The sequence below is a fragment of the Pediococcus claussenii ATCC BAA-344 genome, assembly GCF_000237995.1.
Taxonomy (GTDB): Bacteria; Bacillota; Bacilli; order Lactobacillales; family Lactobacillaceae; genus Pediococcus; species Pediococcus claussenii.
On record NC_016605.1, the window covers coordinates 1232217 to 1251468 of the forward strand.

The 19252-nt window shown below is 37.7% G+C and carries 19 protein-coding genes; 1 reads left to right on the forward strand and 18 read right to left on the reverse strand.

What is annotated here, in order from left to right; genetic code table 11:
• Positions 1-16: 16 nt before the first annotated feature.
• The 12 genes from PECL_RS06040 to PECL_RS06095 form a co-directional block, all read right to left on the reverse strand.
• Positions 17-1141, reverse strand: coding sequence for a serine hydrolase domain-containing protein (locus tag PECL_RS06040; RefSeq protein WP_014215689.1), 1125 nt, complete (start codon positions 1139-1141; stop codon positions 17-19).
• 267 nt (positions 1142-1408) lie between these two features.
• Entirely contained in the window at positions 1409-2773 is a 1365-nt protein-coding gene (gene rlmD, locus PECL_RS06045; RefSeq protein WP_014215690.1) for a 23S rRNA (uracil(1939)-C(5))-methyltransferase RlmD, read from the reverse strand.
• Positions 2774-2841: 68 nt separating this feature from the next.
• A complete protein-coding gene (locus PECL_RS06050) occupies positions 2842-3855 on the reverse strand; it encodes a diacylglycerol kinase (protein ID WP_041534630.1) in 1014 nt (337 codons plus the stop codon).
• Positions 3856-3879: 24 nt separating this feature from the next.
• Positions 3880-5307, reverse strand: coding sequence for an Asp-tRNA(Asn)/Glu-tRNA(Gln) amidotransferase subunit GatB (gene gatB / locus PECL_RS06055; RefSeq protein ID WP_014215692.1), 1428 nt, complete (start codon positions 5305-5307; stop codon positions 3880-3882).
• A complete protein-coding gene (gatA, locus tag PECL_RS06060) occupies positions 5307-6767 on the reverse strand; it encodes an Asp-tRNA(Asn)/Glu-tRNA(Gln) amidotransferase subunit GatA (RefSeq protein ID WP_014215693.1) in 1461 nt (486 codons plus the stop codon). The genes gatB and gatA overlap by 1 nt, the downstream gene beginning before the upstream one ends.
• A complete protein-coding gene (gene gatC, locus PECL_RS06065; RefSeq protein WP_014215694.1) occupies positions 6767-7075 on the reverse strand; it encodes an Asp-tRNA(Asn)/Glu-tRNA(Gln) amidotransferase subunit GatC in 309 nt (102 codons plus the stop codon). The genes gatA and gatC overlap by 1 nt, the downstream gene beginning before the upstream one ends.
• 10 nt (positions 7076-7085) lie before the next feature.
• Positions 7086-8231, reverse strand: coding sequence for a CamS family sex pheromone protein (locus PECL_RS06070; protein WP_014215695.1), 1146 nt, complete (start codon positions 8229-8231; stop codon positions 7086-7088).
• Positions 8232-8316: 85 nt separating this feature from the next.
• Entirely contained in the window at positions 8317-10581 is a 2265-nt protein-coding gene (pcrA, locus tag PECL_RS06075; protein ID WP_014215696.1) for a DNA helicase PcrA, read from the reverse strand.
• 91 nt (positions 10582-10672) lie between these two features.
• A complete protein-coding gene (locus tag PECL_RS06080; RefSeq protein WP_050899585.1) occupies positions 10673-11809 on the reverse strand; it encodes a 5-(carboxyamino)imidazole ribonucleotide synthase in 1137 nt (378 codons plus the stop codon).
• Positions 11810-11828: 19 nt separating this feature from the next.
• A complete protein-coding gene (locus tag PECL_RS06085; protein WP_014215698.1) occupies positions 11829-12404 on the reverse strand; it encodes a xanthine phosphoribosyltransferase in 576 nt (191 codons plus the stop codon).
• Between the two features lie 17 nt (positions 12405-12421).
• Positions 12422-13066, reverse strand: coding sequence for a glycoside hydrolase family 73 protein (locus PECL_RS06090; protein WP_014215699.1), 645 nt, complete (start codon positions 13064-13066; stop codon positions 12422-12424).
• A gap of 102 nt (positions 13067-13168) precedes the next feature.
• Positions 13169-13774 carry an ECF transporter S component gene (locus tag PECL_RS06095; protein WP_014215700.1) on the reverse strand — a complete coding sequence of 202 codons (606 nt, stop codon included), beginning with the start codon at positions 13772-13774 and terminating at the stop codon, positions 13169-13171.
• A gap of 68 nt (positions 13775-13842) precedes the next feature.
• On the opposite strand from PECL_RS06095, the gene PECL_RS06100 reads away from it, so the two are divergent.
• Positions 13843-14811: an NAD(P)-dependent oxidoreductase gene (locus PECL_RS06100; protein ID WP_014215701.1), complete on the forward strand. Its 969-nt coding sequence runs from the start codon at positions 13843-13845 to the stop codon at positions 14809-14811.
• 129 nt (positions 14812-14940) lie between these two features.
• Here PECL_RS06100 and rpsI read toward each other — a convergent pair whose 3' ends face one another.
• The 6 genes from rpsI to PECL_RS06130 form a co-directional block, all read right to left on the reverse strand.
• Positions 14941-15333 (reverse strand): 30S ribosomal protein S9, encoded by a 393-nt coding sequence (gene rpsI / locus PECL_RS06105; protein ID WP_014215702.1) that lies wholly within the window; start codon positions 15331-15333, stop codon positions 14941-14943.
• 14 nt (positions 15334-15347) lie between these two features.
• Complete coding sequence (rplM, locus tag PECL_RS06110; protein ID WP_014215703.1) at positions 15348-15791, reverse strand: 50S ribosomal protein L13; 444 nt, start codon at positions 15789-15791, stop codon at positions 15348-15350.
• Positions 15792-15926: 135 nt separating this feature from the next.
• Positions 15927-16673, reverse strand: coding sequence for a tRNA pseudouridine(38-40) synthase TruA (gene truA, locus PECL_RS06115; RefSeq protein WP_014215704.1), 747 nt, complete (start codon positions 16671-16673; stop codon positions 15927-15929).
• Between the two features lie 2 nt (positions 16674-16675).
• Complete coding sequence (locus tag PECL_RS06120) at positions 16676-17476, reverse strand: energy-coupling factor transporter transmembrane component T family protein (RefSeq protein ID WP_014215705.1); 801 nt, start codon at positions 17474-17476, stop codon at positions 16676-16678.
• The gene (locus PECL_RS06125) at positions 17469-18338 is read right to left on the reverse strand and encodes an energy-coupling factor transporter ATPase (RefSeq protein WP_014215706.1); all 870 of its coding nucleotides are present in this window, start codon (positions 18336-18338) and stop codon (positions 17469-17471) included. Before PECL_RS06125 ends, PECL_RS06120 begins: the two co-directional genes overlap by 8 nt.
• A complete protein-coding gene (locus PECL_RS06130; RefSeq protein WP_014215707.1) occupies positions 18314-19159 on the reverse strand; it encodes an energy-coupling factor transporter ATPase in 846 nt (281 codons plus the stop codon). Before PECL_RS06130 ends, PECL_RS06125 begins: the two co-directional genes overlap by 25 nt.
• Positions 19160-19252 lie beyond the last annotated feature (93 nt).

Genomic DNA, 19252 nt, shown 5'->3' on the forward strand with positions numbered 1-19252 from the left:
TAATCCTCCACGCTTATTATTTAAGCTTGTTAAATATTTGTGTTGATGCATTAGAAAGGCTGTTTGAATCAGTTACATAGTTGCTAAGTAGCACAACACCAGTATTATTACTACGGTGCCATTCCACTCGATTTCGACCTCCCGTTAGTGCCTGAGCCATGGACAAATCATTGCCACTAACTAAGAATCCGGCCGCATGTCCATTCTTTAATAAATTATTCCAAGTACCATTCTTGATATAACTGCCATTAAATATATAAGCACATAGCTTAGCAACATCAGCAGCTGTACTAATAACTGGTGAATCTCCGGCCCGATTAACATCTGTTACATTTAATTCATCAGACGATACTTCCGATTTAACCCCTACCGTCGGATCCATCTGATAGTAACTAACGGCATCTTTAAGCGACCCAACTTTTGAATTTCTCATTCCAGCACTTTCAAAAAATTCATTTAACACTGTTTCATATTTTTTTCCAGTCGCCTTTTGGATTATGTAGGAAGAGATAATTGTGTTTAAATTGCTATCTGCATATTGTCCAATCTGACTTTCATCGAAGCTAGCATTAGAATCTGCCCAGCTCATCTGACTGCCTACTGAAGCTATTGGGCTACCAGAAACTGATGTTATCCCTGAAGATTGATTAATAACGTCCTTCAACGTTATTTGACTAGCGCCAGGTAAAGTCGAGTCATACTTTGAAACAGTAGTTGAAAGTTTTAACTTACCTTGGTCTACTAAATGCAAAATAATACCGGCATTGATATTATCCTGAATTTTTCCAATTAGAAACCCACTTAGGTTTGTGTTTTTTTCATCTTTAGTAGTATTGCTAAATCCTCTACTTTGACGTATCTTAAGTTTCCCTTTTACAATTGCCGCCGCTTGTCCAGAGATGCTATTATCATTTAAAATTGAACTCACGTTAATTAGCTTGGGTGCGGTTGATGTAGTATCATCTTTATTACTTGTTGAACTAGATACAGCATGGTTGTTAACCATTACTGTAGTACTTCGCTTATCTATCAAGTGATTTGCCAAAGAATCCTTTTTCACTAAAGAAATCCCGAATCCAAGTGCACAAAAAACTACGACAATTGCAACAAACGTTCCTACCCATCTTAAAAATCTTTTCATGTACAAAAAACTCCATCTTGTATTTTTTACCTTTTTAAATCTATCATTATTTATGTCCCTTCACAATGTCTTGTTGAAGTTTGGCGACCCCACAAAAGCGGTTACATTCGCGAGTTAATTCCTAAATATTACAATGTACAAAATTTTATATTATATTTGAAAACGAATTATCATTTTATAAACACTCTAAAAATCATGGAATTAATAAAAAGCCCTCTCAGACTTTACACATTGTGTTTAGTCGAAAAGACTTTTCGAATTACTACTTTATTTAAGGCTCAAAACCGTTACGCTTTCAACATGGGGTGTCTGTGGAAATTGATCAACCGGAATAATTGAACCATCTACCTCATAACCTTGTTCTTCAAATAATCCAATATCGCGAACCAAGGTGGCAGGATTACAACTGACATATACAACCTTCTTTGGCTGTAATTCCCCAATGCTTTCGATCACACTACCTGCAAGACCCTTACGTGGTGGATCCACAACAACTAGATCAGTTTTAATTTCATTTTCTGCCCACAGCTTCATCTGATCTTCGGCCTTATTGATTACGAATTCCACATTATCAATTCCGTTGCTTTGTGCATTCATCTTAGCGTCATGAATAGCTTCTGGTACTACTTCGACACCCATTACCCGTTTAGCATGCTTTGCCATTGCTAAGGAAATTGTCCCAATTCCACAATATAAATCCAAAACAGTTTCATTGCCAGTTAGTCCAGCCTTATCAATAGCCAATTGATATAGTTTTTCAGTCTGAACTGGATTTACCTGATAAAACGAACTTGGCGAAATAATAAAGTTAATTCCTAATAGTTGATCATGAATTACAGGTGATCCAGATTTCAGGATATTTTTATCTCCCATCATCACATTAGTAACTCGATTATTAATATTTTGGTAAACACTGACAACGTTATTAATTGCAGCAATTTCATTAAATACTTGATCACTATTAGGAAATTGCTCTTTATTAGTGATCAATACAACCATAATCTCGCCAGATTTTCTTCCACGTCGAACCATCACATTCCTAATGATTCCTTGATGGTTAACTTCTTCATAAGGCACTACTTGGTTTGCCCTAAGGATATCCCTTACTTTAACAATTACATCATCAATGACCGTATCTTGAATTCTAAAATCTTCAATTGGTACTAAATCATGCGAGTTTCTTTTAAAGAAGCCCGTTTCCAATTGTTCAGCAACTGTTCGAACAGGAATTTGAGCCTTATTTCGATAACCATAGGGTTCATCCATCCCAATTGTATTATCAACGTGAATATTCAAATGGCTTTTCTTCAATAGGTTTTCAATTTGATGCTGTTTAAACAGCAGTTGCGCGTCGTACCTCAAATATTGAAGAGGTGCGATTCCTGTTTGTGTATATTCTTTTCCTAACCCATCAACTCGATCTGGACTGGATTGTAAAACTTCTAATACTCGCCCAAACGCATAGGTCTTTTGAACTTTAGTTACAACAATTTTGGCCTTTTCGCCAGGTAAAGTATTGGTTATAAAAATCGGAAAGTTTTCGATTTTCGCTACCCCTAAGCCTTGGTATGTTAGATCTTCGATGCTTACGTCGTACTGTTTATTTTTTTCAACTGGTTGCTTTGTCTTCATGTATTCTTCCTTTACTTAGTTAAATAAAAAAGGTGAGGTCACACATGCAACACTCATCCTTTTATACATTAATCATCACTATCTTCATCTTCCGGTATTTTTTCAACCGCTTCAACGAATTGTTGTTCTGCTTCTTCCATAATCTTATCATCAGGGTCGCCCCCAATTGCATTATCAGGAATTTTATCAACATTGGCAAACATTTCGATGTGTCGATGCAAATTTTTAAAAACCATCGGTGCATCGCCACCATACTCGCCATCTAGGTTAATCATGATTTTATCATTAACCGGATTAACCTTAACCTTTTTTGCTTTACGGTAAATAATTCGTTCATCATCAACGTGCTTTCCATTCAATGCTTTTACCATCAAATGAAGCAAAGCTGGCAAGTTCCCTGGCTTCACGATTATCATGGTGAATCGACCATCATCTAGAGAAGCATCCGGAACAATCTGTTCAAATCCCCCGATTGAGTTTGTTAGTGCTAAGAAGAACATTGAGGCTTTATCCTTAAAGTGCTCACCATCATACTCAATATCCATCTCAACCGGTTTAACCTGAGGTAATATTTCGGCTCCTCGTACCAAATAAGCCATGTAACCAAAAACGCTTTTTAAATTAGATGGCACATCATAGGTTAATTCCGTTAACAACCCCCCAGCCGCGATATTAATAAAGTAGTTATTACCTGCTTTACCAATATCCATCTTAAATCGCTGATCTTTTAACACAATTTTGGCTGCTGCAACGGGATCCTCACGTGGTATTCTCAAAGCACGCGCATAATCGTTAGTAGTACCTGCTGGAATAATTGCCATCTGTGGTCGCCAATGTAGTGGAGCGATGCCGTTAACTACTTCATTGATTGTTCCGTCACCACCAGCGGCAACAATTAAATCAAATCCTTCTTTTCCCGCACGATTTGCCTCATTCTTGGCGGAATTAGGTTCAGGTGTAGTTGCAAAAGCACTGGTTTCGAATCCTGCCTCTTCAAAAACACTAAAAATATCAACCAGATTTTGCTTAATTGCCTCACGTCCTGAGGTCGGATTATATATTATGCGCGCACGCTTTGTCATTGCACGTAATTCCTCCAAATCTAATTATCGAGCATTTAACTCTTTCATTAACAACTGATTAACAACCTTAGGATTAGCCTGTCCCTTAGTCTGTTTCATAATTTGACCAACAAGGAAACCAACGGCACGATCCTTACCATTCTTGAAATCAACAACTGATTGTTCGTTATCATTAACAACTGCTGTAATGATTGGTTGTAGTTGAGCAGGATCAGATAATTGAACAAGTCCTTTAGCTTTAACCCATGCTTCTGGCTCTTCTCCATCCGTAATCGCCTTGAAAACCTTTTTAGCAATTTTTGAGGAAATCACATCACCACTAATCATCTTAACCATTGAAGCAAGATGTTCAGGCGTTAGCTTTGTATCTTGAAGGTCAACCTTCTGATCATTCAAGAAAGCATTAACATCCCCCATCAAATAGTTGGCCGTTAGCTTCGCATCCGCACCTTCAGCGACTGCAGATTCAAAGAAATCAGACATTTCTTTGGTCTGAGTAAGCACCATTGCATCATAGTCAGACAATCCTAGCTTGTTAACATAGCGATCACGGCGCTTGCTAGGCATCTCTGGCATCTTAGCCTCAACGTCCTTAATCCATTTATCGCTAATGTGGATTGCTGGTAAATCTGGTTCAGGGAAGTACCGATAGTCATCAGCCCCTTCCTTAAGACGCATTAGGATTGTCTGCCCAGAAGGTTCATCATACCGACGTGTTTCCGGACGGACTTGTCCGCCAGCCAACAAAATTTGTTGCTGACGCTTTTCCTCAAATGCTAATCCTTTGCGGACAAAATTAAACGAATTGATATTCTTCAATTCCGCTTTTGTTCCAAAGGTTTCAGAACCAAATGGACGAATTGAAATATTTACATCAACTCGCATTGATCCTTCTTCCATTTTAACATCAGAAATTCCTGTAAATTGAATTGTTTGCCGTAACGCTTCCAAATAAGCATATGCTTCATCCGGTGATTCAATATCTGGTTTTGAAACAATTTCAATTAATGGTGTACCCTGACGGTTTAAGTCAACGTAGGAATATCCATTTGGATTATGCGTATTTTTCCCAGCATCTTCTTCAATATGCATTTCAGAAATTCCAACTTTTTTCTTTTTGCCATCAACTTCAATTTCAATCCATCCATCAGTACCAATTGGAGTATCAGATTGGGTAACTTGGTACGCCTTGGGATTGTCAGGATAAAAGTAATTCTTACGATCAAAGTGTTGATAAGGGGCAATATCAGCATGCAAAGCTGTTGCTGCCATCATCCCTGCTTCAACGACCCCCTTATTAGTTTGAGGCAATACACCAGGATACCCCCAATCAATTACGTTAGTATTAGAATTAGGATCATCCCCAAATTCTACTGGAGAGGGACTGAAAATTTTAGAGTTTGTTTTTAACTCAATGTGGACTTCAAGCCCAATCGTTGTTTGAAAATTCATTAGTCATTCCCCTTTCCAGGATGTTGATTTTTCATATCAGAATTATCCTCAAATGCAGCACCTGCTTGATACATCGTAACTTCATCAAAAGACTTCGCGATAATTTGTAATCCAACTGGCATTCCATCGGCCATTCCGGCCGGAACTGACATTGCTGGAAGCCCTGCTAAGTTCAATGGAATTGTTAGTAAATCATTCATATACATAGTAGTTGGGTCATCAATTTCCGCACCAATCTTGAAAGCAGGTGTTGGAGCAGTCGGTCCGATGATTAAATCATAGTTTTCAAAAATTCGGTTAAAGTCTTGAATCAATAAAGTTCTAACTTGGGCCGCTTTCTTAAAATACGCATCAAAGTATCCAGCAGATAATGAATAAGTTCCCAACATAATTCGCCGTTTAACTTCGTCACCAAAACCTTCTGAACGAGTTTTGACATAAACATCCTCTAAATTTTTAACATCATCAGCACGATACCCATAACGGATACCATCAAAACGTTGTAAGTTTGAGGATGCTTCAGATGAACCAATAATATAGTAAGCTGCCACTCCATATTTACTGTGTGGTAATGACACTTCTTCAACTGTAGCACCGAGCGCCTTGAACTTTTCTGCTGCACCCAAAACAACCTGTTTTACATCCTCGTCAATACCTTCACCAAGATATTCTTTAGGTAAAGCAATCTTCATTCCTTTAATATCTTCGCCTATTTTGGAAGCAAAATCTGGTACTTCGCGATCTGAACTTGTCATGTCGTGTTCATCCAAACCAGCAATAATATTCAATAAATCAGCGTTGTCCCTAACATTACGTGTCAGAGGACCAATCTGGTCTAGACTTGATCCAAATGCAATTGCACCATATCTTGAAACTCGCCCATAGGTAGGCTTAACTCCAACAACACCTGTGAAAGAAGCGGGCTGACGAATTGAGCCACCGGTATCAGTGCCTAGTGCACCAATAACATCACCATTGGATACTGTAGCAGCCGAGCCCCCTGAAGAACCACCTGGCACTTTAGTGTGATCCCATGGATTCTTAACCGTACCAAAATAAGAGGTCTCAGTTGACCCTCCCATTGCGAATTCGTCGAGATTAGCTTTTCCAATAATAATTGCTTGATGTTCCCTTAGACGTTCAACCACTGTTGCATCATAGATAGAAGTAAAGTTCTCCAAAATCTTAGAAGCAGCAGTCGTTGGTAAGTCAATCGTAACGATATTATCTTTAACAGCCACCGGAATTCCTGCCCAAATCTCATTTTCGGGAACTCCATTTTTGTCTAACTCAGCAGCTTTTTTTAAGGCATTTTCCTGATTAACAGCAATATAAGCATTTAGATCATTCTGTGTCGACTCAATGCTCTTTAAAGTATTCTTAACCAAGTCAGTAACAGTTAACTCTTTGTTAACTAATTTTTGATGAAGCTCTCTAACAGAAGTATTTAAAAAATCCATTATGCTTCCTCACTTTCGTCAATAATTGCAGGCACTCGAATAAATCCATCTTCTTCGTCAGGCGCATTCTTTAAAAGCGCGTCTTTTTGATTTGCCTGAACAGCAACATCTTCACGCATGCGGTCAACTTGGTCCGTTACACTAAACGTTGGTTCTACACCTTCTGTATCAACTTCATTTAAAGTATTGACTAGGTCAATCGTATCTTCGAATTGTTTTGTAAACTTGTCCAAATCAGTAGCATTAAACTCCAATTTTGCGAGTTCAGCAACATGTTGTACTTCTTCTTTTGAAATTTGATTTGCCATTATATTCTCCTTAATAACTTGTAAAGACGTGGGAACTAAAATTCCGTTCATTTGCTGATCTTGTGAGAAAACTCTGGATTCCCTCGCTAGAACTAACTGTAATGTCAATCTTGACCCCTGAGGGCAGGTATTTCTGTGCTTGATCAGCTACAAATTGAGTAAAACTATCAATCTCGGTCTCACTATAAAACTGAGTAGTGATAGTGACTTGCATCCCCTGCATCGATTTACCATTATACCTTGCTTGTGCAGTAACACCACTTAGATTAGGGAAAAAGCTTTCGACTTGAGTTTGAAAGTTTTCAAATGCACTGGCATCATTTGAACTAGGCACGCTAGCTCCATTCTTAATTGGGAATACAACATTCTTATAATCCAAGTCTTTCCACGAATCCAGCGATACACCATTATTGACAGAATATGTTTTAAAAGTTCCTCCAGTGAGACTGTCATTAGATGCTTGTTTGTAAATTGCAATCACAATTGGGATCTTTTTCAAATCTTTGTTCTGTCTAATTCTTGCCAAAACTGTTTGGGCAATTGCCTTGCCTTGCTTCATTAACTCAGCGTCAGAAATTTTGGTTTCAAAGGTTGGACCATATTGTTCCTTATGATAGTAGTCAATACTATTCATAGCTAAGCCAATCGTCATCCCTTTAATTTTAAGGGAATTACCAGTCTTCTCCATGAAATCCTGTTCTTCAAGCGATTGCAGATAAATTGGATTACGTTTATTCGGATCCGTTGAGCCATTATTAGTAGGATTCAACCCAGTTGGATTATCCTTTGATTTACGATCTATCCAGTTTTGAACTGTACTTGAACTCAAATACTGTCCTTCTTGAAAAACATATTTATCAGGTGAAAATGTTTTTTTGGAAACATCTAATAAGCCATTTTCAAAGCTCTCAACATTATTAATGTTACCGTTTTGATCAGCAGTTAATCCCCGTGCTTTACTGGTTAAATAATGTCCATTTTTTATTACTCCAGTATACTGACCATCGCTTGGTTGGCCAGTAACTTGATAGGTACTCTTCTTATTTTGTTGCCCAGTTGTGCTATTAGTTTGCATACTTGAATTACTCAAATTCCCGCACGCAACCAATAGTAACGATAATCCTAGCAGTGCAATCAATGTACTAATTTTTTTCATAAATAACTCCAGACTCATCACTTTTAAATTCTAGTGTTTATTATACCGCTAAAAGTATTCTGCTATCTATTGAATTGAAGTGCATTTACTGAACTTTAGTAATTGGTGCAAATGCAGCTAATAGTCGCTTAATACCTTGTCCATCAAAAGCAATATCAAGTTCTGCATCTTCACCACTGCCTGAGACCTTCACAACCGTACCAACACCCCAAGCTTTATGTTGTACCTTATCACCAGTGTTCCACTTCAAAGCGCCCGCTCCAGTACCTTTGCTTGCAGCAACAAGAGGTGTGGACCTCCCATAAACGCTTGCAGTAGCTCTTGCCTGACGATTTTTATCAAAAGGATAGGCTTTTTCGCCTCGTGCTGTCGTATTTGAGCTGCTGAAAGTATTTTGATTCTCGCTCTTTAAATATTCTTCCCCTATTTCATCAATAAAACGTGAAGCTGGATTTGCTTGTGTTTTCCCATACAACATTCGCGAGAAAGCATTACTAATATACAGCTTTTTTTGAGCACGAGTAATCCCAACATATGCTAATCGACGCTCTTCTTCTAACTGATCTTGGTCCATCATTGCGCGTGACAATGGGAAAATTCCATCTTCCATTCCAATCAGAAAGACAATCGGAAATTCCAATCCTTTAGCAGCATGCAAAGTCATTAAAGTAACTGCTGTTGGTTCCTCTTCAACCGAATCTTGATCTGAAACCAATGCCAAATCCGCCAAGAAATCTGCCAATCTTGTCGAACCATCGACATCATCTTCATTTTCATTGCGTTCATCAAATTCCTTTGTTACAGTTAAAAATTCTTCGATATTTTCTAAGCGTGCTTCTGACTCCATCGTCTTTGATTCTTGCAGTACTGATCGATAACCGGACCGGTCAATAACTTCTTCCGTTAGTTCAGAAATCGAAATATACTGAGCCATCTTGCGCAAGTCATCAATCATCTTTGCAAAATTTTCGATTGAATTACGTGCTCTTGAAGAAATTCCATTTGCAATCTGAACATTTCTTGCGGCATTTAACAACGACCAATCACTTTCGTCTGCAAAGCTTTGTAACTTAGTTAAAGATGTACTACCAATGCCTCGTTTAGGTTCATTAATAATCCTTTCAAAACTTAAAGAATCGTCTTGATTAGCAATTAATGTTAAATAACCAAGAACATCCCGAATTTCTTTTCGATCATAAAATTTACTGCCTCCAACCATTGTATACGGGATATTAGCCTTTAGAAACACATCTTCAACTGCTCGCGATTGTGCATTAGTTCGGTACAAAACAGCAAAGTCACCAAAATTATAGTTGTTTTCAGCGATTTGTTTTTGTATTTGTTGGACAATGAAATGAACTTCATCAGTCCCAGTCTGTCCTCGGTAATAAGATACTAAATCTCCCTTATCATTATCTGTCCATAAATCTTTAGGTTTTCTTTCAGAATTATTCTTTATAACGTTATTTGCTGCATCCAAAATATTTTTGGTAGAGCGATAGTTTTGTTCAAGTTTAACAACTGTCGCTTGAGGGTAATCATTTTCAAAGTTCAAAATATTTTGCATGTCGGCGCCTCGCCATCCATAAATACTCTGATCAGAATCACCCACCACACAAATATTTTTAAACTTTTTGGCTAACATCGTTACTAATTGGTATTGAGCTTCGTTAGTATCTTGATACTCATCTACGTGAATATAATGAAATTTACGTTGGTAAAATTCAAGTGTTTCACTATGTTCTTTAAATAACTGAATAGTTTTCATGATTAAGTCATCAAAATCAAGTGCTTGATTAAGCTTTAACCTACGTTGATATTCATCATAAACCTCAGCAACAATCTTCTCATATGGGGTTACACTTTTTTCACGATAATCTTCCGCCGTTAACAACTCATTTTTGGCATTTGAAATTGTTCCTAAAAGGGAGCGTGGATCGTTCTTTTTAGGATCTAAATTAAGATCTGCTAAGATATGTTTTACAAGCGTACGCTGTTCACTAGGATCAGCAATTGAGAATGCACGATTGTAGCCAATTTGTTCAATATTCTGTCTTAGGATCCGAACACACAATGAATGAAAGGTTGATACCCAAATATTTGAGGCCTCATCACCTAATAATCCGTGTATTCGCTCTTTCATTTCTCTTGCTGCTTTATTTGTAAATGTAATTGCTAAAATATTCCAGGGATTTATCTGTTTTTCTTCAATTAAATAGGCTACTCGATGTGTTAAAACACGCGTTTTCCCACTTCCTGCACCTGCCATAATTAATAGTGGCCCTTCCGTTGCTTGTACCGCTTCAGCCTGTTTATCATTTAGTCCTTGTAATAAATCTGTCCCCGCCATTTTAATTTTCCTCTCTTAAAAAACAATCACCGTTCATTATACCAAAAAAGAGTTATCTCACACGACTCCTTCGGGGAAACAAACTCTTTTTTTATAATACGCTTGTATTGTCAATTTGCTCTAAAATCTGATCAGTGTTTTCTCCAGACACTAGTACGTAACCAATTTTTGTTTTTTCTTCCTTTTTATTCATTAAAAAGGCATTTAGGTAAAAGTTCCAATTTGATTTAATCAACCACTGTGTTCTAATATCACTCATTTGGTCCGAAAGTACATCAAACATAACCGCTGGAGTTTCTAGCTTAATATCTGCTAAGCTCATCCCGCAAACTGAACGAAGCGTTTCTTCATATACATTTACGTTCGTAGCAAGGTTAAAAATGTTCTGTTCGTGCTGCAATCCAGGTTGTACTTCTTTGACAAAGATACGATTCTTATTAATTAAAAACTTAATTGAAATAGTTCCTAAAAATGTTAACTGACTTGCAATTTGATCAACTAAATTTACAATCGTATTTTGCATTGTATCACTACACCGGGCTGGAACGATACTTTCGGTTAAACGCCCATCATTATATACATTTTCTACCATTGGATAAATATTTTGATGACCGTTCATGTCTTTAACAACTGAAGCTACAATTTCCATACCATCAGTCATCTGACTTTGTAAGATATACGATCCTCTATCCAATAAACGATTAGCTTGTGGTATGTCACTACGGGATTTAAGTATTAAACCATTATTTGGCGAACCCCATGTAGGTAATAACTGTGCCGGAAATCCAACTTCTCGAATATTTTCATAAATATCGTCTAGACTCACCACAGTCACGTAAGGAACGACATCAATTCCCATTCCAGCAATTACTGCCTTTTCCAGTACGCGATCTTGAGACATTTCAAGAACCTCAGATCCCTGTGGTAACTCTGTATATTTGTTTAAAAATGCATACAATCTAGTATCCATTAAACGTGGGTCAAACAAAATAATTTTGCAGCGCTCAGCAAATTGCTGCAGATGTTCCACATTATCTAACCGATCAACAATTGTAAAATCTGCCAATTGTGAAATGTCGTTGTTCTCAGTTGTAACGTATGTAATAACCCTGAATCCCATTCGTTTAGCGTTTAAAGTTAATTCTTTACATACCCCACTTGCACCTAAAATTCCAATCGTATCCCCAGGGAATACCGCTGTAGTTTGCTCATTATCACGCTGCACCACAAAAAAATCCTCCAATATTTTATTTTTCAAATTCAATTTGTCCGTCGTCTGTCAACGCCTTAATACGAGCCAATGACTCAAGCTGAATTCCTCGATCTCTAACAACTTGACTTCCTCTTTGGAAAGTTTTTTCAATCACAATACCAACACCTTCAACATCAATTCCTGCTGCATCAGCAATATCCAGCAACCCAGAAATTGCTTGACCATTTGCTAAGAAATCATCCACTAACAGCACTCGGTCTTGAGAACTTAGAAAACGTTTGGAAATTGAAATATGATTTGTCGTCTGTTTAGTGTATGAATAAACCTCAGCTGTAAATAAATCATCCGTCAAGGTCAAACTTTTATGCTTACGCGCGAATACAACTGGAACATTCAGTGCCAAACCAGCCATGACAGCTGGGGCAATTCCAGACGATTCAACAGTTAAAACCTTTGTAATATCCTTATCTTTAAATAATCGTGCAAACTCTTTGCCAATTTCAAACATTAACTCGGGGTCTACCTGATGATTTAAAAAACCATCTACTTTTAAAACATTGTGTGGAAGTACAATTCCTTCATTGCGAATTTTATCTTCTAATAATTTCATTTCAGATTCTCCTAAGATTATTGATCATATTGATTTAAATTATATTTTTGAATTAAGTTAATTAACTTCTCAGGATACCCAGGATCCGTAGCATATCCATCTTGATATAGGGCTTGCGCCGCTTGTTTATAATTTCTCGCCTGAATAACACTCTGGTATTGGTTCGCATTCCAGTCGGTACCATTAACTAGCAATAACGAATGGGCTTGCATTGACTCCTGCCATGACCCATAAGACCTAAAACGGGCAGTAACCGTCTCCCACTGACCGTTAGTAAACTCTTGGGTTTTCAAAACAGCTCCCGGTTGATCATTAGTTCCCTTGATTCCATAAAAGTTATTGAACCTTTGTGAAAGAGTACTATTACCCCAATCTGATTCTAAAATAGCTTGGGCCATCGTAATACTCGGCAAAACATGATACTGTAGTTGCATTTGTTGTGCATACGGTGCAATCTTCTTAATGAATGCTCGTTGCTCCGTCACTGACGAATCTACCTGTGTTTCTTTCCAAGGAAGTTGTCCATGATGGTCATAATAAAACTGAGCAGCAAATGTTAATACCAATCCAATGACCAGAACAATACCAATCAATTGTGATAACTGTAGTTTTCCGTTCTTATAAATAAAATTATTTTTTTTGCTAGTTTTCTTTTTTGCCAAAGACCCTGCTCCCTAATACGTATCTCCTTAAGTTTACCTGAACCTAAAAAAAAATCATAGTCATCTGCCATGATTTTTCGATGTTTTAGAGTAAATTTAAAATTACCGGAAACGATTCTTTCCGATTGAAGTGAATCTAAGTAACGGCGTAGCAATTAAAGGAACAATTATCATTGCAGCAATTGCCTCTGGAATCCCATGAACTCCGGCAATTGTTAATAGATAAGGAGTTAACGCCTTCAAATTAATTGCACTGTATATTGCTGAACCATTATGGTAGAAAACATATATCATAGATAACACTAATACCGTATTTGTAACAGAACCAATTAGAGCACTTAGTACCATCGAAAACTGTTTGTTCACATTCTTTTTATATAAGTAATCCATAATCCAGCCAGCAAACAGGCCAATCAAAATCCTTGGCAGAATTGATACTAGCGGATTTACCATTACCACGTTGCCCAAAACACTGGACGTAACCGTAATAGCTCTAAACCAATCAACAAGTCCCCAAATGCCACCAACAATGGCTCCGTCAACTGGTCCCAAAAGAACTGCTGCAATAATTACTGTAATATGAATTACCGTTACTTCCAGTGGACCAAACGGAATATATCCAAGTAGTGGTACGTAGTTTTGAATAATAATTACCGCTGCAAACATTGCAATCAAACTCAACCGTCGAGCATTCGTCTTATTTCCCATTTTTGTTTCCCCCAATTAGGCTAATCGCTGTTCAAAATTATATTATTATTATATCATGAACCTGTTTTATGAAAGGAATGATTGTGTTGATAAATGTTTATATTTCAAATCAAATACCTCAAGAAATACGTGCTGATTTACCAAGTACATATATAACATATTACACTAGTTCAGACATTAGTGAGGATCTTCTAGATACAGTTGAAATAGCTTGGGGACTTGATAAAAATGTCATTTCCATGATCGAGTCACCCGAAAGCAAGCTCAAATGGATTCAATCATTTAGCGCTGGTGTTGACTATTTTCCAATTCAACAGATACGGGAACGCAATATCATACTGACTAATACAAGTGGTATTCACGCCACGGCTATTGCAAACACCGTACTGTTGTATGCTTTATTTTTTACCAGGAACTTAAAACATGCAATTCAATCACAAAGCAATCAGGAATGGGATAGTATTCCACATTTTGATAAACTACAAACACTTCGTGGTAAACGGTGGCTAATTTTTGGAACAGGCCATATCGGACGTGAAATAGCTCGTTTAGCTAAAGCAACTGATGGAGAAACTATTGGCGTCAATACAACCGGTCATCCAGCTGATAATTTTGATTTAACGGTTCCAATCACAGAGTTTTCAGATTACCTAACAAACGTTGATATTATTCTTAATATCCTACCTCTTACCACTGAAACTCGTCATTTGTTCGATGATAAATTCTTTGATAAATTGACGAAGCTATATCTATTTATCAATGTCGGTCGCGGTCCTTCCGTTGATGAAAAAGCATTGGAACATGCTCTTGATAGTGGCACCGTTCAACATGCAGCCCTAGATGTTTTTGAAACAGAGCCTCTTTCATCGTCCAGTCCCTTATGGAATTATGACCAGGTACTCATCACCCCACATGAATCGGCTGAAAGTAACGAACTATTACCAGCTGTACGTGATGTATTCGTTAATAATCTAGACGCTTACTTAGGTGATGGCGTTCCCGATACCGATATCGTTAACACAAAGGAAGGGTATTAATTTCACTTCTTTGCTATTAGAGAATGAAAACCCCCATTAATTGCTAAAGCCACAATATAGCTTTAGCAATTAATGGGGGTTTTTAAACAAAAAAACACCATCCCAACGGACAGTGCTTCAAAATTAAGATTAACGTTTTGAGAATTGAGCAGCCTTACGAGCTTTCTTAAGACCGTACTTCTTACGTTCCTTCATACGAGGGTCACGTGTAAGTAAACCAGCCTTCTTTAATGGTGCACGAAAATCTGGATCAATGTCCAAAAGTGCGCGTGCAATACCATGACGGATTGCTCCAGCTTGTCCTGAGAATCCACCACCATTAACATTAACTAAAACGTCGTAGTTACCTGTTGTTTCAGTAACCCCAAATGGTTGTAAAACAACCTGACGCAAGTTAGCAAATGGAATGTATTCTTCAATTGGACGATCATTTACAGTGATTTTACCGGTCCCCGGTACAAGACGTACACGAGCAACGGAGTCCTTACGACGGCCAGTGCCGCGATATTGTGCTTCAGCCAAAGTTCTGTTCCTCCTTAAATTAAGTTCGTGATGTCAAGCTTTTCTGGGTTTTGAGCTTGATTACTGTGTTCTGGACCAGCATAAACGTGAAGTTTCAAACCGATCTTACGACCCAAAGTGTTATGTGGAAGCATACCCTTAACAGATTTTTCAATCAAACGTTCGGGTGTCTTTTCACGCATCTCACCAGCAGTCTTTTGCTTCAACCCACCTGGGTGAAGAGTATGATGATAATAAATCTTATTAGTAGCCTTACGACCCGTTAATTTTACTTTTTCAGCATTAACAACGATTACAAAGTCACCTGTATCTACATTAGGTGTAAAAGTTGGTTTGTTCTTTCCACGTAAAATAGAAGCAACTGTTGATGCCAATCGTCCCAAAGGAACATCTGTTGCATCAATTACATACCACTTACGTTCTACTTCACCTGGTTTTGCCAAATATGTTGTACGCACTTGTATTTCCTCCAATTTCTGTTTTGCTTAACTCAACTTAGATTAAGTTTCCGGGGCTTATCTTGTGGAGGTAAACAATACCAAGTTCAATTATATTAATTAGACCGTGTTAAGTCAATCAATTTTCATAAAAAACTAGTAATAAACTTTTTTTAAATATAGTCCGCTTGCGGGCGCGGTACCCCTAGCCTCATTTCGATCAAGTACTTGGAATAATCTTGGAATGTCATCCACAGGTCTGCGTTTGCTTCCAATCTCGATTAGAACGGCCACCATTATTCTAACCATGTTATACAAAAAGCCATTACCATAGAATTCAAAAACGATTTCTTGCGTAGCATCGTCAAATCGAACGCTTGCTTCATAAATGGTTCGTACATTACTTTTTACAGTGCTGCCAGCTGCTACAAAACTAGAAAAATCATGTGTTCCCTCTAAATCCTTAATAGCAGCCTTTATTAATTTAATATCAATCGGAAACTTCCAGTGCCCTGTATACCTGCGCTTAAATGGATCCACAAACTCTCCCAATGATAAACGATACATATACCGTTTTCCATGCGTCGTGAAGCGAGCATGAAAATCTTCGGATACAATTTCAACTTTTTTAACGGACATGTCTAAGGGCATCATACTATTTAGAGCATGCAACATATTATCCTCATTCATTTGAGTATTCATATCAAAATGAACTACTTGCCCCAAAGCATGAACACCAGCATCAGTTCGACCTGAGCCAAAAATTTGTATTCTTTTTCCCGGATTTTTGGCAATTTTATTAACTATCTTAGTTAAAACACCTTCCACAGTTCGTTCATTTGGTTGCATTTGGAAACCAGCAAAATCAGTCCCATCATACGCAATTGTAACTTTATATCTCATATCTAACCCCAAAATCTCAATATTAATAACACAATGCTAAATATAAGCATCAGAGCAGCTGCAACCCAATCATTTTGTGAGTATGTCAATTCACGGTATTTTGTACGTCCTTCTCCGCCTTGATATCCTCGCGCTTCCATCGCCGTTGCCAACTCTTCAGCGCGGCTAAATGCATTTTCAAATAGCGGTATAAGAATAGCAACCAACTTTTGTAATCTCTTCCACAAGGAACCAGTTGAAAAGTTAGCACCACGGGCACGTTGCGCATCCATTATTTTCTCCGTTTCGTCAATTAAAGTTGGCACAAATCTTAATGCAATTGAAAGCATTAAGGCCAGTTCATAGACCGGAAAATGGACTCTTTTTAGTGGCATAAGCAACGATTCAATAGCACCAGAAATTTCTAACGGTGAAGTTGATAAAGTAAACACCGTTGAGACAAGAATGATCAAAATAAAACGAACTGCCAGATAAACTGCATTTAGGATACCATTACTAGTAATGGACAAAATTCCCCAATGCCAATACACATGACCACCAATTCCAAAGAAAATCTGAATCACAACCGTAAACATTATTATCCAGATAAGTGGTTTAACACCGTCCCAAAAATATTTTAAAGGTATATCTGACATTGCAATACTTAGAATTGCAATTAAAAAACTCAGTCCGTAAGTTATCCATGAATTAGCAAAGAAAACCATAATGATATACATAAAACTCAGAACAAGCTTAGTGCGCGGGTCAAGTCTATGAATAAAAGAATTTCCGGGCAGATAACGACCAAATAAAACCTTATTCATTACTAGCACCTCCAGGTATCATTCGAACTAACTTCTCAGTTAGTTCATCTATCGTAAGTGGTAATAAATCAAAATTAACACCCTTCTTTTGTAGCTGAATAGCCATTCTTGTTGCCCTCGGCAAATCCAAATGATTCTTTTCAAGCCATTCATAATCGCTGAAGATCTCGCGCGGTGTACCAGTTTTAGCAACACGACCGTTATTCATCACAATTACGTTGTCTGCAAAAGCTGCAACATCGTCCATCTGATGTGTCACTAAAACAATGGTTCTTTTTTTATTTTCTTGTAAACTAAAAAATAATTTATTCATTTCTGTTCGACCGCTAGGGTCAAGCCCAGCAGTCGGTTCATCTAAAATTATGATATTGGGATTAATAGCTAAGACGCCGGCAATTGCTACCCTCCGCATTTGTCCGCCAGATAATTCAAAAGGTGATTTTTCCCATAAGCCTTCATCCATACCAACTTCTTTCAAAGCTTCTTTAGCTAATTCCACAGCTACATCATTTGATTTTCCAAAATTCATTGGCCCGAAGGCAACATCTTTAAGTACACTCTCAGCAAATAATTGGTTTTCTGGAAATTGAAAAACCATACCAACGGATTTTCGAACTTCATTTAAGTCCTTATTCTTAGTTGTCGGCTTTATCGTCAGGTTATTAACAACCAACGAACCACTAGTAGGTTTTAACAAACCATTAATCTGGTGTGTAAGGGTTGATTTCCCACTCCCAGTTTGTCCAATTACCGCCGTGTAAGATCCGTCTGCAATCTTTGCTGTAACATCAAACAGCGTCTGAAGTTCAAAAGGTGTCCCTGCCTGATAGGAGAAATTTACTTCTCTGAAATCAATTGCCATAGTTCTTCCCCCATCTCAACTGTATCAAATTCCGCCTCGGACTTAAGTGATATATCGTGTGTTTTTAGCATATGCCATAGTTCAGAGGTAAAAGGCAATTCTAAACCAGTTTGTTTGATTAACTTATCGTCCTTAAAAACTTCAGTAGGTTTCCCCTGCCTTAAGAAATTTCCATTATTTAATACGATCACATCATCAGCTAGCATCGCCTCATCAATATCATGCGTAATAGAAATCACCGTAACGTCGGAATTCTTTTTTATATCTCTAACAAGTTGAAGAATATCCTGTCTTCCTTCTGGATCTAACATACTTGTAGCCTCGTCCAAAATAATCACCTTTGGATTAATAGCAAGTACACCAGCGATCGCTACTCTCTGCTTTTGTCCTCCAGAAAGCTGATCAGGTTGTCGAGCCTTAAAGTCACCCATTCCAACCCTCTCTAGAACGTTATTGACAATATTATGCATTTGTTCATGGTCAACACCTTTGTTTTCCAAGCCAAAAGCAACATCGTCTTCCACAGTTGCACCAACAAATTGGTTATCTGGATTTTGAAAGATCATGCCGATTCGATTTCTTACTTCCCAAACTGTTGTATCCGAAAGAACAATACCATCGACATTGATTTCTCCTTGTTTAAATTCCATGAGCCCATCAATGCTACGTGCCAGAGTACTTTTCCCACTACCGTTATGTCCAACAATGGCTGTCCAAGAACCACGCCTTACTTTTAAAGACACATTATTTAATGCCGGATTCTCATCCTCATCACTATACTTATAAGTAAGATTTTTAACCTCGATAATATTATCTGTCATTACTAAGTCCTGATTTCAATCAATATACAAACAATTTTACCATATTTATTGTACAAAAAAATCACTGAAGACACTGATAGTAAGTTATACGAC